At 64.3% G+C, this 15,562-nt stretch carries 14 protein-coding genes; 6 read left to right on the top strand and 8 right to left on the bottom strand.

Annotation, left to right across the window (positions count from 1 at the left end):
* The first annotated feature begins 68 nt into the window (after positions 1-68).
* Together DW352_RS03990 and DW352_RS03985 are read left to right on the top strand one after the other, a co-directional pair.
* Positions 69-497 (top strand): HIT family protein, encoded by a 429-nt coding sequence (locus DW352_RS03990; protein ID WP_115688750.1) that lies wholly within the window; start codon positions 69-71, stop codon positions 495-497.
* Between the two features lie 51 nt (positions 498-548).
* Positions 549-1,265, top strand: a complete 717-nt coding sequence (locus tag DW352_RS03985; RefSeq protein WP_115688748.1) for an MgtC/SapB family protein — start codon at positions 549-551, stop codon at positions 1,263-1,265.
* A 145-nt stretch (positions 1,266-1,410) separates the two neighbouring features.
* On the opposite strand, the gene DW352_RS03980 is transcribed toward DW352_RS03985, so the two are convergent.
* The 5 genes from DW352_RS03980 to clpS form a co-directional block, all read right to left on the bottom strand.
* Positions 1,411-2,349, bottom strand: coding sequence for a D-2-hydroxyacid dehydrogenase (locus tag DW352_RS03980; RefSeq protein ID WP_115688746.1), 939 nt, complete (start codon positions 2,347-2,349; stop codon positions 1,411-1,413).
* Positions 2,350-2,365: 16 nt separating this feature from the next.
* Positions 2,366-2,710, bottom strand: a complete 345-nt coding sequence (locus DW352_RS03975; protein WP_115688744.1) for an AzlD domain-containing protein — start codon at positions 2,708-2,710, stop codon at positions 2,366-2,368.
* Positions 2,707-3,435, bottom strand: coding sequence for an AzlC family ABC transporter permease (locus DW352_RS03970; RefSeq protein ID WP_115688742.1), 729 nt, complete (start codon positions 3,433-3,435; stop codon positions 2,707-2,709). The genes DW352_RS03975 and DW352_RS03970 overlap by 4 nt, the downstream gene beginning before the upstream one ends.
* A gap of 302 nt (positions 3,436-3,737) precedes the next feature.
* Positions 3,738-6,149 (bottom strand): ATP-dependent Clp protease ATP-binding subunit ClpA, encoded by a 2,412-nt coding sequence (clpA, locus tag DW352_RS03965; protein ID WP_115688740.1) that lies wholly within the window; start codon positions 6,147-6,149, stop codon positions 3,738-3,740.
* Positions 6,150-6,196: 47 nt separating this feature from the next.
* Entirely contained in the window at positions 6,197-6,532 is a 336-nt protein-coding gene (gene clpS, locus DW352_RS03960) for an ATP-dependent Clp protease adapter ClpS (protein WP_245434448.1), read from the bottom strand.
* Positions 6,533-6,905: 373 nt separating this feature from the next.
* Between clpS and DW352_RS03955 the strand changes: the two genes are divergently transcribed.
* The 3 genes from DW352_RS03955 (at position 6,906) to DW352_RS03945 (ending at position 11,530) form a co-directional block, all read left to right on the top strand.
* The gene (locus tag DW352_RS03955) at positions 6,906-8,201 is read left to right on the top strand and encodes a pilus assembly protein (protein ID WP_115688738.1); all 1,296 of its coding nucleotides are present in this window, start codon (positions 6,906-6,908) and stop codon (positions 8,199-8,201) included.
* A gap of 198 nt (positions 8,202-8,399) precedes the next feature.
* Positions 8,400-9,770 carry a TadE/TadG family type IV pilus assembly protein gene (locus DW352_RS03950; protein ID WP_115688736.1) on the top strand — a complete coding sequence of 457 codons (1,371 nt, stop codon included), beginning with the start codon at positions 8,400-8,402 and terminating at the stop codon, positions 9,768-9,770.
* Positions 9,771-10,039: 269 nt separating this feature from the next.
* Positions 10,040-11,530, top strand: a complete 1,491-nt coding sequence (locus tag DW352_RS03945) for a TadE/TadG family type IV pilus assembly protein (RefSeq protein ID WP_115688734.1) — start codon at positions 10,040-10,042, stop codon at positions 11,528-11,530.
* Positions 11,531-11,608: 78 nt separating this feature from the next.
* Here the strand turns inward: DW352_RS03945 and DW352_RS03940 are convergent, their stop codons facing one another.
* Positions 11,609-11,938 (bottom strand): phasin family protein, encoded by a 330-nt coding sequence (locus DW352_RS03940; RefSeq protein ID WP_115688733.1) that lies wholly within the window; start codon positions 11,936-11,938, stop codon positions 11,609-11,611.
* 271 nt (positions 11,939-12,209) lie between these two features.
* Here DW352_RS03940 and DW352_RS03935 point away from each other — a divergent pair, with 271 nt between their 5' ends.
* A complete protein-coding gene (locus DW352_RS03935; RefSeq protein ID WP_115688731.1) occupies positions 12,210-13,883 on the top strand; it encodes a D-alanyl-D-alanine carboxypeptidase in 1,674 nt (557 codons plus the stop codon).
* Positions 13,884-14,026: 143 nt separating this feature from the next.
* On the opposite strand, the gene DW352_RS03930 is transcribed toward DW352_RS03935, so the two are convergent.
* Both DW352_RS03930 and DW352_RS03925 read right to left on the bottom strand, forming a co-directional pair.
* Positions 14,027-14,731 carry a DnaJ domain-containing protein gene (locus tag DW352_RS03930; protein WP_115688729.1) on the bottom strand — a complete coding sequence of 235 codons (705 nt, stop codon included), beginning with the start codon at positions 14,729-14,731 and terminating at the stop codon, positions 14,027-14,029.
* Between the two features lie 3 nt (positions 14,732-14,734).
* Positions 14,735-15,436, bottom strand: a complete 702-nt coding sequence (locus tag DW352_RS03925; protein ID WP_115688727.1) for a vWA domain-containing protein — start codon at positions 15,434-15,436, stop codon at positions 14,735-14,737.
* Between the last annotated feature and the right edge of the window lie 126 nt (positions 15,437-15,562).

Raw genomic sequence — 15,562 nt, 5'->3', positions numbered from 1 at the left:
GTTGGATTCCGGGTTCGCGCCTTCGGCGCGCCCCGGAATGACCAAATGTAGAAGACCGGGGACCGACAATGCCGAGCTACGATCAAAACAACATCTTCGCCAAGATCCTGCGCGGCGAACTGCCCTGTCACAAAGTCTACGAGGACGACAAGGCGCTGGCCTTCCTCGACATCATGCCGCGCGCGCCCGGCCACACGCTCGTGCTGCCGAAGGCGCCGGCCCGCAACATCCTCGACTGCCCGCCGGACGACCTCGCCCACGTCCACAAGGTGGCGCAGAAGATCGCCAAGGCAGCCATCGGCGCGTTCGGCGCCGACGGGATCACCGTGCAGCAGTTCAACGAGAGCGCCGGCGGCCAGGTCGTGTTCCACCTCCACGTTCACGTGATCCCGCGCAAGGCCGGTGAAATGATGAAGCCGCCGGCCGAGTTCAAGGAAAAGCCGGAGGTGCTCGCCGAGCAGGCCAAGAAGCTCGCCGCCGCGCTCGCATCGGATTAAGACACCTTCCCTGCCCTCTCCGGGCGACGGACCACCGACAAAGGCGCGCCGATGGCCCTCGTGAACTCGTTCGCAACGAGCAACTTCCTCGACTCGCTCGCCAGCTTCTTCATCGCCTTCGTGCTCGGCACGTTGATCGGTGCCGAGCGCCAGTACCGCCAGCGCAGCGGCGGGCTGCGGACCAATGTTCTTGTTGCCGTCGGCGCCGCCGCCTTCGTCGATATCGCCATGCGGCTGTCCGGCAATGACGGCGCGGTGCGGGTGATCGCCTATGTCGTGTCCGGCGTCGGCTTTCTCGGCGCCGGCGTGATCATGAAGGAAGGCAAGAACGTCTGGGGCCTCAACACCGCCGCGACTTTGTGGTGCTCGGCCGCGGTCGGCGCCTGCGCCGGCTCCGACCTCGCCGCCGAGGCGGTCGCCCTCACCGTCTTCGTGCTGGCCGGCAACACGCTGCTGCGGCCGCTGGTCAACGCCATCAACCGCGCGCCGATCAGCGAGAAGGGCACCGAGGCCGTCTACGAGGTGCGCGCCACCACCGACCTCGACCGGCTCGAGGCCGCGCGCGAGCTGATCGAGAGCAAGCTCGAGGCCGCGCATTACCCGCTGCGCGGCGTCGCCGTCGAAGGCCGCGACGAGGGCAGCGTCGAACTGATCGCGACGCTCATCGCCAGCGCGGCGAACTCCGAGGAGCTCGACGACATCGTCGTGCAATTGGAGCGCAGCCCGTCCTTCGACCACGCGAGTTGGACGGTCCGAAGCCCCGAATAGCGCGGCCTGAGCGGTATGAACTCAGGTTGAACCGCCTCGCGCTCCGTTCATTCGCGCGTAAGCGGGAATGCAGCGCTCCCCGCTTACGCGGGGACGAACGGGCAGATGCTGTGCCTCGAAAATTAAAAGCCAGCCTCATCCCATCCTAGCCGCGCAGGATGTTCTTCATCTCGCTTGGGCGGCCGTCCAGGAAGCAGCGCAAATTGTGCACGACCAGCGGCAGGACCTGCTGCGCGTAGACGTCGCTCATGCCGCCGATGCGCGGCGTGATGATGACGTTCGGCATGTCCCAGAGCGGATTATCCTCAACCGGCGGCTCGGTCTCGAACACGTCGAGCGCGGCGCCGCCGATGCGCTTTTCCTGCAGCGCCTTGATCAGCGCCTGCTCGTCGATCACCGGCCCGCGCGCCAGATTGACGATGATGCCGGTCGGCTTCATCGCGGCGAGCACCTCGGCGTCGATCATGTGCCGCGTTTTATCGGACAAGGGCACCAGAACGATCATGAAGTCCGCCAGGGCCGCCGCCTCCTTGAGCCGGCTGCGCGGATAAAGGGCCGCGAAATGCGGCGCTTCCTTGCGGGCGTCGCTGACGCCGAGGACGCGCAGGCCGAAGGCTTCGCAGCGCAAGGCGAGTTCTTCCGCGATCGGGCCGATGCCGACCAGCAGCACCGTCTTGCCGAACAGCAGCTTCTGCGGCCAGCGCTCCCATCGGCGCGCCCGCTGGTTCTGCTGCATGCGCGGAAACTCGCGCGACAGCGCGATCATGCCGAGAAAGGCCAGTTCCGACATTTGCGGCCCGTGAATGCCCCGCCCCGAGGTGATGCGCACATCGGCTTTGAGGTTCTTCAAGGTGTCGAGCCGGTCGGTGCCGGCGGACATGGCGCAGATGTATTTGAGCCGTGGCATGGCGCCGACCAGTTCGTCGGTCACGTCGTGCGCCATCGCCACCAGCACCTCGCAGTCGGCGCAGACGCCGAGCGCCTCGGCGGCGTCCCGCGCATCGCGCACCGTCTCCTGCGGAAACGCCTTTCGCACCTCACCGGCATCGATATGCAGACCGCGATCCATCACCATAATTGGCATCGATTATCTCCGCTGATCATCGCGCGAAAAAGAAACCGCCGAGCAGCAGCACCGCTTCGCCGACGAGAACGCCGGTGAAGATGGAGCGCCTGATGGCGAGAAAAGCGACAAAGCCGGCGCCGGTCGCACCGATCCGGACCGCGAGCGGAATGGCGGCCAGCGCACCGGCCGAGAAAAGCACCAGCTTGGCAATGACGCCGGCCAGAATGGCGGTCGCCACCGCGCGCGACCACACCACCCATTCGGAATCCTCGTTCAGCCCGCGCGCCAGCACGAGGCCGAGCAAACGCCAGACTTCGTTCGGCAAAAAGCCGACGAGGATCAGCACCAGATAGGGCGACAGATCACCGAGCGCGCTCACGAGGCTGCCTCGCGCATCCGATGCACGGCATAGGCCAGCGTACCGCCGACGATGCCGGTCCACATCAAGTCGAGTTCCACATGATACCAGGCCAGCACTGGCCCGATGACCAGGCCGAGCAGCAAGGCCCCTCGGTCGACCATCGCCCGCGCCCCGCGCGCGGTCGACAACAGGAACGACATCGGGGTCAGGAACAACAGCGCGCCGGCAAGCAGAGTCGGTAGACCGGCGGCGAGATAGAAGCCGACAAAGCCGAACGCGACGGCGGTCGACAGGTAGCCGACCGAGAGGCCGTTGCAGAAGGCCAGCCGCCACTCACGCGGCAACGCCGGCAACAGCCGCAGCGACTCGACCCACATGCTGACCGATGTGAAATGCGTCGGTAGCAGCAGATGCGACAACCGCCGCTTTTCGTCGCGCAGCAGCGGCAGCAGCGCGACGACCATTGGAAACAGCCGGATCGCGCTAAGCGTCACCGCGATTGCCGCCTCGAACAGCGCCGAGCCTGCGCCCAGCGCCGAAAGCAGAATGACCTGCGCCGGCGCCGCCCACACCAGCACGGTCGATAGCGCCAGCCACCACGCCGAGAAGCCGAAGTCATGCGCGAGCGCGCCGATGCCGATATAGGTGCCGCCGAGCACCAGCAAGAACACCGATGTCAAAGCCGATCGCACGCCGCCGAGAAAGGCGGCCCGTGCCGACGAAAAGGTGGAGGGTTCGGCCATGCGCGCCGTCTACCTCTCACAGCGCCGCCGGAGTCGCAACGGCCGCCAAGCGCTGACCCGGCATGCAGGCGGTGCAAAAAGCAAAGGCCAGGCTTTGGCCCACCCCGGCGCTTCCCACAAAGCCGTTGCGGGCTCGCCGAAGGCGTGAGCCCGCAATCCAGCATCATCGAATTTCTTGGCGTCGCTGGATTCCGGATCGCCGCGACGCGGGCGTCCGGCGTGACGGCAGATCGTCTATCAACAAAAAGGCCGGGCTTTTGGCCCGGCCTTTGTCGTCTCATGATGCGGTACGTCGGAGCTCGTCAGACTTTGGCGAGCGGCACCTTCGGCACCGAGCCCTTCTTGCCGTCGCCCTTCGGCTTCGGCGGGCGCGGTGAGCGGCGCTTGGCCTTCGGCTTGTCGGCCGGCAGCTTCTCCGGCTTCGGCGTGATCGGGCCCTCGAGGAATTCGAAGCCGATCTTGTCGCGGCCGTTCTCGTCCTTCGTGACGATGACGCGGACATGCCCGCCATTCTTCAGGTTGCCGAACAGCACCTCGTCCGCCAGCGGCTTCTTGATGTACTCCTGGATGACACGCGCCATCGGCCGCGCACCCATGAGCTCGTCGTAGCCGTTGGCGATGAGCCAGCGCGACGCCTCCTCCGACAATTCGATCGTGACGTTGCGGTCGCCGAGCTGAGCCTCGAGCTGCAGCACGAACTTCTCGACCACCTGGGCGATGACCTCCTGCGGCAGATGGCCGAAGGTGATGGTCGCGTCGAGGCGGTTGCGGAATTCCGGCGTGAACAGGCGGTTGATCGCCTCCTGGTCCTCGCCTTCCCGCTTCGACCGCGTGAAGCCGTACGCCGCCTTGGCCATGTCGGACGCGCCCGCATTCGTGGTCATGATCAGGATCACGTTGCGGAAGTCGACCTGCTTGCCGTTGTGGTCGGTCAGCTTGCCATGGTCCATGACCTGCAGCAGCACGTTGTACAGATCGGGATGCGCCTTTTCGATTTCGTCGAGCAGCAGCACAGAATGCGGATGCTGGTCGACGGCATCGGTCAACAGGCCGCCCTGGTCGAAGCCGACATAGCCCGGAGGCGCGCCGATCAGACGCGACACCGTGTGCCGCTCCATGTACTCGGACATGTCGAAGCGCGTGAGCTCGACACCGAGCGACTTGGCAAGCTGCTTGGCGACTTCGGTCTTGCCGACGCCGGTCGGACCCGAGAACAGGTAGCAGCCGATCGGCTTCTCCGGTTCGCGCAGGCCGGCGCGGGCCAGCTTGATCGACGCCGCGAGCGACTCGATCGCCTTGTCCTGGCCGTACACCGTGGTCTTGAGCGTCTGCTCGAGATGCTGGAGCACCTCGGCATCGTCCTTCGACACGGTCTTGGGGGGAATGCGCGCCATCGTCGAGATCGTGGTCTCGATCTCCTTGACGCCGATCGTCTTCTTACGCCGGCTCTCCGGCAGCAACATCTGCGCCGCGCCCGACTCGTCGATCACGTCGATCGCCTTGTCCGGCAGCTTGCGGTCGTGGATGTAGCGCGAGGACAGCTCCACCGCCGCCTTGATGGCGTCGTTGGTATACTTGAGCTTGTGGTACTCCTCGAAATAGGGCTTGAGGCCCTTGAGGATCTCGATCGCATCCGGCACCGACGGCTCATTGACGTCGATCTTCTGGAAGCGACGCACCAGCGCGCGGTCCTTCTCGAAGTACTGACGGTACTCCTTGTAGGTGGTCGAGCCGATGCAGCGGATCGAGCCGCCCGACAGCGCCGGCTTAAGCAGGTTCGACGCGTCCATCGCGCCGCCGGATGTCGCGCCGGCGCCGATCACGGTGTGGATCTCGTCGATGAACATGATCGCGCCCGGATAGGCCTCGATCTCCTTGATCACCTGCTTCAGGCGCTCTTCGAAGTCGCCGCGATAGCGCGTGCCGGCGAGCAGCGTGCCCATGTCGAGCGCGAACACGGTCGCGCCCTTGAGCACGTCCGGCACCTCGCCATGAACGATGCGGCGGGCAAGGCCTTCCGCGATCGCGGTCTTGCCGACGCCGGCATCACCGACGAACAGCGGGTTGTTTTTCGACCGGCGGCAGAGCACCTGGATGGTGCGGCTGATCTCGCTGTCGCGGCCGATCAACGGATCGATCTTGCCGTCCTTGGCCTTCTTGTTGAGATTGACGCAATAAGCCTCGAGCGCGTCGCCCTTCTTCTTGGGCTCCTCGCCGCCTTTGCTCTCGGCTTCCTCGTCAGCGCCGCGCACGGGGCGCGACTCGGTCATGCCCGGCCGCTTGGCGATGCCATGGCTGATGTAGTTGACCGCGTCGTAGCGCGTCATGTCCTGCTCCTGCAGGAAGTACGCGGCGTGGCTCTCGCGTTCGGCGAAGATCGCGACCAGCACATTGGCGCCGGTCACCTCTTCCCGCCCCGAGGACTGGACGTGAATCACCGCGCGCTGGATCACGCGCTGGAAGCCGGCGGTTGGCTTGGAATCTTCCGCGCCGTCGGTGATGAGGTTTTCGAGTTCGGATTCGAGATAGGCCGTGAGGCTGCGGCGCAGTTTGTCGAGATCGACATTACAGGCGCGCATGACGGCGGAAGCGTCTTGATCGTCGATCAGCGCGAGCAGCAGATGCTCGAGCGTGGCGTATTCGTGGTGCCGCTCATTGGCCAAAGCGAGGGCCCTGTGAAGCGACTGCTCGAGGCTGCGCGAGAATGTTGGCATCAGATTCCCATCGTTTGTATTGGACGCCCCCCAAAGTCGTACTTGGCTTATTTTTTCTCCATCACGCACTGTAGAGGATGTTGGTGTTTACGGGCGAAGTCCATGACCTGCGTCACTTTGGTCTCGGCGACTTCATACGTGTAGATGCCGCACTCGCCGATGCCGTGGTGATGCACATGCAACATAATCCTTGTGGCGGCTTCGTGATCCTTGCTGAAGAAGCGCTCGATCACGTGCACCACGAATTCCATCGGCGTGTAGTCATCGTTGAGGATGAGCACGCGGTACATGTTGGGCCGCTTGGTCTGCGGCTTGGTCTTGGTGATGACCGCGGTGCCGGGTCCGCCCGGCTCGCCCTTCTTCTTGCGGTCGTCGTCCGCCATCCGCGGCGCGCGCTGCTGAGAAGCGCGGGGCGCCGCCTGGCGTGAGTTCTCGTTGTCTGTCGTGGGCCTCATGATCGTCGCCGAAGCAAGCCGCATGCCTGAGTGTGTCCGCGCCTGGGTGAGACTGGGCGCCTCGGCATCATAAAGACCCCCGCCCCACCATTCCAAGCCGACAATTCGCCCGTCCCCACCTGCAATCGGAGCTGGCGACGGTGCCGGCCTCTTCCGTCAGATAGCCATTGGTTAAGCAATAACAACCCGGTAGCCGATCCATTGCCGGCGAATTTGGAGCCAATTGGAGCGTTTGGGGTCATCAGTTCGCAAGGCGCCCCCGGCCACAGTGGAACCCGGCTTCGACAGGAACCCCGCCGCCATGGCTCGCTGGAACACGCTCTGGGCACGTTTTCGCAAGGACTGCCGCGCGGGAGTCGCCCCCCTGTTCGGCCTCTCCATCCTGCCGCTGATGGGCGCGGCCGGCATTGCCATCGACTATACCCAGATAAGTGCGACCCGGACCGCCTTCCAGTCCGCGCTCGACGCGACCGCGCTCATGATGGCCAAGGCGGCGGCCGGCCAGTCCGACGCCGAGCGGCAGGCAAACGCCACCAACTACTTCAACGCCCTGTTCAGCCGGTCGAACACGACCAACGTCCAGATCACGCCCGTCTATGACGGCACCGGCGGCTCGAAGCTCTCGCTCAACGCCACCGCGACGGTCAACACCACGTTCCTCAACCTCATCGGCCTGCCGAACCAGACCGGTATCGCGGCGACGGCACAGTCGACCTGGGGCAATGCGCGGCTGCGCGTCGCGCTGGTGCTCGACAACACCGGCTCGATGTCGAGCAGCGGCAAGATGACCGCGCTGAAGACCGCATCGAAGAACCTGCTGACGCAGCTGCAGACGGCCGCCAATGTGCCGGAGGACGTCTACGTCTCGGTCGTGCCGTTCAGCAAAGACGTCAATGTCGGCGCCGCGAACTACACCGCGTCCTGGCTGCGCTGGGATCTGTGGGACGCGGCCAACGGCGCCTGCAGCATCAGCAAGTATACCAGCCAGAGTTCTTGCACGTCGCACAGCGGCACCTGGAAGCCGAAGGATCATTCGACCTGGAACGGCTGCGTGACCGATCGCGACCAGAATTACGACACCACCAACGATGCGCCGCTTACCGGCGGCACCTTGTATCCGGCGGAGCAATATTCATCGTGCCCGGCCGCACTGCTCGGCCTGTCGAACGACTGGACGGCGCTGTCCAGCAAGATCGACGACATGCAGCCGAACGGCAACACCAACCAGGCGATCGGTCTGCAGATGGGCTGGCAATCGCTCACCGCCTCGCCGTTCACGGTGCCGGCGCGCGACCCGAATTACACCTACACCGATGTGATTATTCTTCTGACCGACGGCCTGAACACCGAGGACCGCTGGTATACGAACGCGTCCTCGATCGACACGCGCCAGGCGAAGACCTGCGCCAACATTAAAGCCGCGGGCATCGTGCTCTATACGGTGCAGGTCAACACCGGCAACGATCCGACGTCGACGCTGCTGCAGAACTGCGCCAGCGACAAGAACAAGTTCTTCCTGCTGACGTCGGCGAACCAGATCGTCGCCACCTTCAACCAGATCGGCACCGCGCTTTCGAGCCTGCGCCTGTCGATGTGACGCCGGCACGGAAAAGTTGTGCCCTCCAAGCGGATGAACAGACGCATTGCTGGCGATTAAGTAGCCGATATCACTATACTTTTTGATGTATCCCGCGCCCGTCTTCGCGGCGAGCGCCGCCAGTCCCCTCATCCCATTATACCGGATATTTAACTTCTGATTGTATCAAGTCCGCGGCTCGTAGGATTGGGGGATCCGATGCCGCAGACCTTACACGCGCTCCGCCGTTGGCTTGCGGCATTCGGTAGCGACACGTCGGGCAATATCGCGACCATCTTCGCGCTCGCGTCGCTGCCGCTTGTCGGCTTCGTCGGCGCCGCCGTGGATTACAGCCGTGCCAATTCCGTCAAGACGTCGTTGCAGACGGCGCTCGATGCCACGGCCCTGATGCTGTCGCGCGATGCGGCGACGCTCAACAGCGCCGACCTTCAAAGCAAGGCGAGCAACTACTTCAAGGCGATGTTCACCCGCGCGGATGTCGCGAACGTCGCGATATCGGCGTCTTACACGACCAGTGGCGGCTCCGCCGTCACGGTCAACGGCTCGGCAACGGTGCCCACCGAGATCATGACCATCATGGGCTATAACGCGATGACGGTGAGCGGATCATCCACGGCGAAATGGGGATCGACGCGGCTGCGTGTGGCGCTGGCGCTCGACGTGACCGGCTCGATGGCCTCCGACGGCAAGATGACCGCACTCAAGTCGGCCACCAAGAACCTGCTGACGCAGCTCAAGGCCGCCGCCACGCAGAACGGCGACGTCTACGTGGCGATCGTGCCGTTCAACAAGGACGTCAATGTCGGTCGGAGCAATTACGCGGCGACCTGGATCGATTGGTCGGACTGGGACGACGACAATGGCAGCGACGTCTCGTCGACGACCTGCACCACGACAAAAACCGGCAAGAACGGTCAGTCGACGAAGAAATGCTCGACCTCGACCACCTGGGTTCCCGACAACCACAACACCTGGAACGGCTGCATCACCGACCGCGATCAGAACTACGACCAATTGGTGGACGTGCCGACCTCCACATCCGTGACGGCGCCGTCGAAACTCTGGCCGGCCGAGCAATTCGACAGTTGTCCGGCGCAGATGATGGGTCTGAGCTACAATTGGACGTCGCTGAACAGCCTGGTCGACGGCCTTCAGCCCGTGGGCAATACAAATCAGGGCATCGGCCTGGTCTGGGCATGGCAGGCGCTGGTCGGCGGCGGCCCCCTCACCGCTCCGTCCAAGGACGCGAACTACAAATATCAGGAGATCATCATCCTGATGTCGGATGGCATGAACACCGAAAACCGCTACTCGACGAGCCAGACGCAGATCGACAAGCGGATGTACGATTCCAGCAAGAGCGGCAGCGGCACCTGCGCCAACATCAAGTCGTCGGGCGTGACCATCTACTCGGTGCAGGTCAATACGGGCGGCGACCCGACCTCGACCGTGATGCGCAATTGCGCAAGCTCGACCGACAAGTTCTGGATGATCACGTCGGCCACCGCGCTGAACGGCGTGTTTCAGGCCATCGGCACCAACCTGACGCAACTGCGTGTCGCGAAGTAGCCGGGCCGGTGGCCGCCGACGGCATCCGGCCACCACTGTCGCCGGAGCGGGCAAGGTCTCAGTTACCGTATCCTTGCGTGCATGACGGGCATTCGCCGCATCGGCCGCAGCCGTTGTTAACGATCTAAGTGCCGCCACGGCTTAACGATACCGGCCGCATTGGCGCCAAAGCCTTACCGGAACGGTCAATTTTTCGACGATCGGCTGCACGCTCCCTTTAAGGAGAAAATGTAGGCAAGCAGCGGATCAACAGCTTGCGATGCCACGCCATGCGTCCCGCTCTTTCGTCGTCCCTCCGCTCCATCGCCCGTTTGCTCGCCCGCTTTGGGCGCGCCCGCGACGGCAACGTCGCGATCATCTTCGGCATGGCGGCCGTGCCGCTCGTGCTCGGCGTGGGTGCCGCGGTCGACTACAGCCGCGCCAATTCGGTCAAGACCTCGTTGCAGACCGCGCTCGACGCCACGGCCTTGATGCTGTCGCGCAACGCCGCGTCCCTTTCCGCGAGCGACCTCCAGAGCAAGGCCGACAGCTACTTCAAGGCGATGTTCACGCGCGGCGACGTCAGCAACATCAACGTGACGGCGACTTACTCGGCGCAGAACGGCTCCAACGTCGTCGTCAACGGCTCCGTGCAAATGCCGAACACGTTCATGAGCATCGCCGGGCCGAGTTTCGCTTCGACGACGATTTCGGGCAGTTCGACCACGACATGGGGCTCGACGCGGCTGCGCGTCGCGCTCGTGCTCGACAACACCGGATCGATGGCGCAGGCCGGCAAGATGACCGCGCTCAAGAGCGCGACAAAGACCCTGCTGACGACTTTGCAAGCGGCGGCCAGCACGCCGGCCGACGTCTATGTGTCGATCATTCCCTTCGTCAAAGACGTCAATCTCGGCACCTCCTATACGTCGAACTGGATTTACTGGGGCACCAAGGCGCAGGATCCGAGCCTCACCGACAATACCTCGTGGGACGCCAACAACGGCACCTGCAGCCGCGGCTCTTCGTTCTCGAACCGCGGCGACTGTGTCGCTAAGCCGGTCTGTTCGATCTCCTGGGCGACATCAAAGAACACATGTCAGTCCTATGGTGGCACTTGGTATACCTCGGCCGGCACCTGGACGCCCAAGGCCCACTCGACCTGGACCGGCTGCGTCGTCGACCGCGGCTACCCGGCATCGCCGAGCACGCTGAATGGCAAAAGCGGTCCCGACTCGACCAACAATTACGACACCAATGCCGCCGCGCCGGATGCGACGAAGCCATCGTCGCTCTATGCGGCCGAGCAATACAGCAGCTGCCCCCAGGCATCGCTGCCCCTGAGCAACAACTGGACGGCGATGAATACGCTCGTCGACAACATGGTCTCGTCGGGCAATACCAACCAAGCCATCGGCTTGCAGGTCGGTTGGCTGTCGCTCGTCGGCGGCGGACCGTTCACGGTCCCGGCACAGGACCCGAACTATACCTACCAGCAGATCATCATCCTGCTGACCGACGGCCTGAACACCGAGAACCGCTGGTACTCGGACCAGGCCTCGATCGACGCGCGCCAGCAGTTGACCTGCAACAACATCAAGGCCGCGAAGATCACGCTCTACACGATCCAGGTGAACACCGGCGGCGATCCGACCTCGACGCTGCTGCAGAACTGCGCGTCGAGCTCCGACAAATTCTTCCTCTCGACATCGGCAAGCGGCATCGCCACAGCCTTCAATCAGATCGGCTCGGCACTCACCCAGTTGCGCGTGGCCAAGTAGCCCGCGCGCACCAAGCCGCCAACAAAAAAGCCCGGCCATACGGCCGGGCTTTTCTCTAACCAACGCGACGCGACGAAATTACTTCGGCTTCGCCATCATGGCTTCGAACGGCTTGTAGGTCTCCTTGGCGAGATCGGCGTACAGTTCGCTGATCTTGGTCGCCTTGGCGACGAAGCCTTCGTAGGCCGTCTTGGCGTATTCGGTCTGCACTTCGATCGCCTTGTCCAGCGACTTCACCCCGAACATCTTCTCGAGCGCGGCCGTGCCGTCCTCGAAAGCCTTCTTGGAGTAATCGGCTACTTCCACAGCGATCGCCTGGGCGCTCTTGGAGAGCGCACCCATGGACTTCAGGGCGATGTCGACATTCTCTTTGCTGACCTGCTGGAGGTCCTCGAAATTCTTGACCATCGTTTCGTCCCTTTCCCGGCCCGCTTAGCGGCGCCAAACGTGCGATTTACCTCCCAGGGTACTCACCCCAGTTGCCTAAACTTATATTGCACTGCACAAAAAGTCAACCCCGTCGCTGCACTGCAAAATTTGCTTAAAATTTAAGGCGGATTGTTAACGTCCCGTAAACCACGGACCCATACGGTTATAAGTTGTCGCGGCGCAACAGCGCTATAAATTGGCCACGATGCGGGCCTAGGGACACCATTCAAACCGGGGTTGGGGAGAGCGAATGTTGCGTCGGGGAGCCTTTGTCCGCAGTGGACTTCGTTGGGGCGCCCTGGGCCTCATTACCCTCACCGCACTGACCGCTTTTTCCAGCACCGACGCCGACGCGCGCAGCCGTCGCAAGTCGCACCATCGGCCTGCGGCCACGCACAGCCGTTATGAGCCGCCCTACTCGTCGATCGTCGTCGACGCCAATTCCGGCCAGGTGATGCAGGCGACCAATGCCGACGCGCCGCGGCATCCGGCCTCGCTCACCAAGATCATGACGCTCTACCTTTTGTTCGAGCGGCTCGATCAAGGCAAGACCAGCCTGTCCAGCGAAATCCCGATCTCGGCGCATGCGGCGGCACAGGCGCCCTCCAAGCTCGGTCTCAAGCCCGGCGACAGCATCCGCGTCGAAAACGCCATTCGCGCGATCGTCACCCGCAGCGCCAACGATATCGCCGTCGCCGTCGGCGAGTATCTCGGCGGCGACGAGCCGAGCTTCGGTCGCATGATGACGGCGAAAGCGCGCGCGCTCGGCATGAACAACACGACCTACCGCAACGCGTCCGGTCTGCCGAATGACGAGCAGATCACCACCGCGCGCGATCAGGCCCTGCTAGGCCGCGCCATTCAGGACCGCTTCCCCGAGTACTACAAGTTCTTCTCGACGCGCAGCTTCGCGTTCCGCGGCAACACTATCCGCAGCCACAATCACCTGCTCGGCCGCATCGAAGGCGTTGACGGCATCAAGACCGGTTACATCCGCGCCTCCGGCTTCAACATCGTTACGTCCGCACGCCGCGGCGGTCGTCACGTGATCGCCGTCGTGTTCGGCGGCAGCACGGCCAAATCGCGCGATGCGCGCGTCGTCGGCCTCATCGAGAACAACATCAACGTTGCCTCCGTGAGACGCACCGCGCCGGCGATCGCCGAAGCGTCGGAGCGGGCGAAGGAGATCAAGGAAGCCAAGGCCGAGCCGAAGCGCGATATGCCTCTGCCGACCCCCGCCCCGCAGCGTGAGCCGGTTGTCGTTGCGTCGGCCGGTCCGGTCGCCGGGCCGCTGGCGACGACGCCGCAGGCGTTGCCGCGCGAGCAGCTCGCCGCCGTGGCCGCCGCGGCGGCGGAAGCGCCGAATGTCGGCTCCACCGATCCAATCAAGCCGAATGCGGTCAAGACCGTCACCGTTCACGCCGGCAACATGCGCACGGCTTCGCTGTCGCCGATGCCGAGCGACAGCCGCAAGCTGACGCCGACCCCGGCGGGCACCACGGCCAGCGTGACCACCGTCAGCACCGTCAAAGGTGAAGTGCCGCAGCCGCCGCCGGGCTCGCGCCCGGGTATTCTCGGGGTTCTGCCGGTCAGCGGCGCCAAGGTCGCTTCCGCCGGCGCCGATGTGCCGGTCCCCGCCGCCGCGACCAGCGAGGCCGCCGCCAAGGCGCGCGCGACCGCGGGCGGTTGGATGATCCAGGTCGGCGCCTTCGACGACGAGAAAGACGCCAAGCAGCGGCTCGATGTCTGTCAGAGCAAGATCAAGGACGTGCTCGCCAAGGCCGATCCGTTCACCGAAAAGGTGAGCAAGGGCGAGAAATCGCTCTACCGCGCCCGCTTCGCCGGTCTCGACAAGGATCAGGCCGAGCGCGCCTGCAAGCAGCTCAAGCACGGCGACATTCCGTGCATGCTCCTGAAGAACTGACCCGCGACTGGTTGCCGTCACCGCCCCGCCGGTGACGATTCAGAAACCAGTTCGAGACAAGATCGCGGGCAAACAACAAACTGAATCGATAACAGGAATGGCGCCAAGCAGCAGGAGCCTGATGACAGTTGCGTCAGGAGTGCTTAGCGATGGCGGCGAAGAAGGACGTCCTTGGCTTCATTGACCCGGGCCGCGAGATAAGTCGATCCTCCCTGATCAGGGTGCAGTTTCTTCATGAGCGCGCGGTGCGCGCGGCCGATGGCGTCCGCGCCCGCGCCGGCCTGCAAGCCAAGGATCTGATAGGCCTCCTCTTCGGTCATTTTGCCGGTGGACGCAGCATGACCGCGCCCCGTTGCCGCGTCACCCTGCGCGTTTTCACGCCAGCCGGGCGCGCGGCGGTCAAGATACGCCATCAATAGCGCGCGGCTCTCTTCGTCGACCTCGCTCATCAGGCCAAGCAGCGTCGTGACGTCGAGCGCCTCCAGCGTCACGCCTTGATACTTGCCCGCGAGCACGCGGCCGCGCATGGCGCCCGTGTCGTGATCGAGCTCCATCTCGAAGAACGACGAGCGCACGCGCGACGTCTGCCCCCTGCTCTTCCGCGTGCGCTGGGAAAAGCCGGCCGGGCCGAACGGCAGCCAGCCCAGCAGGCCGAGCCCGAACGCGCCCAGCGGAAGGGCGACGCCGATTTCGCCACGTAGGCCGAGGAAGACCGCAAGGCCGAGCGACACCAAGCCGCCGCTCGCCTTGAGCACGCGCGCGGCAAGCTTGGGATCGACCTTGGAGATGACGTTGAGCACCCACAGGCCGAGCACCAGCGCCAGAATACCGAAAACGAGAACGGGCATGTGTCAGCTCAACTGCGCCAGCAACTTGCGCGCCGTGGCCGAACCTTGTGCCGCCAGCGCCTTACGACCACCCGCCGCGTAAGCGGCCACCGCGCGCAGCAGTTCGCCGAGTTCGTGCGCGGCACCGGCGTCGAAACGGCAATAGGCGCCGCGCGACAGCCGCGCAATCTCGCGATAGGCGTTCTCCGCAACGGCGTCGTGCCCCTCCTGAAACATGAAGACCGGCACGCCGAGCATGCCCAGTTCGCCGGCTGCGGCGCAGAGGTCGTCGACCTTCTCCTCCATGGCGTCGCCGACGAAAACCAGCGCCTGCACCGGCTTGCCGGCGTGCTCCTTGCGGGCATGCGAGAGCACCTTGCCGATTTGCGTATGGCCGCCACGGCAATCGATACGCGACATCAAAGTGGCGAGCTTGCCGCTGTCGGCGATCCAGGCGGACGCGCCGCATTCGGCAAGGCCGCGGAAATAGACGAGCTGGATGTCGAGCCCGCCCACGGATGCCGCCTCGCGGAACATGTCGGCCTGCAGAGTGCACGCGGTATCCCAGGTCGGCTGGCGACTCATGGTCGCATCGAGCGCGAAGATCAGCCGCCCGCGCCCGCCTGCCGTCGTTGCAGGCCCAAGCGCCCGCACTTTCTCCAGGAAGGCGGCGATCTCAGGCTTCGACGAGGTCGGCGCCGGGGTTTGGGTTCGGTCTTTCGGCATGGACGCAGTGTACACCGAATTGGGTGCGAACAGCGACGCGGCAAGGCGCCTGTCCCGTCATCCCAAGGTGCAAGCGTGCAAAGCACGCGAGCCTCGAAAGAGGAATGGCCCTGGAATCGGTGAGAG

This window comes from Pseudolabrys taiwanensis, assembly GCF_003367395.1.
Classification (GTDB): Bacteria; Pseudomonadota; Alphaproteobacteria; order Rhizobiales; family Xanthobacteraceae; genus Pseudolabrys; species Pseudolabrys taiwanensis.
Note: the sequence above shows the minus strand (reverse complement) of the source record. Positions and strands in the feature narration are given on the sequence as shown.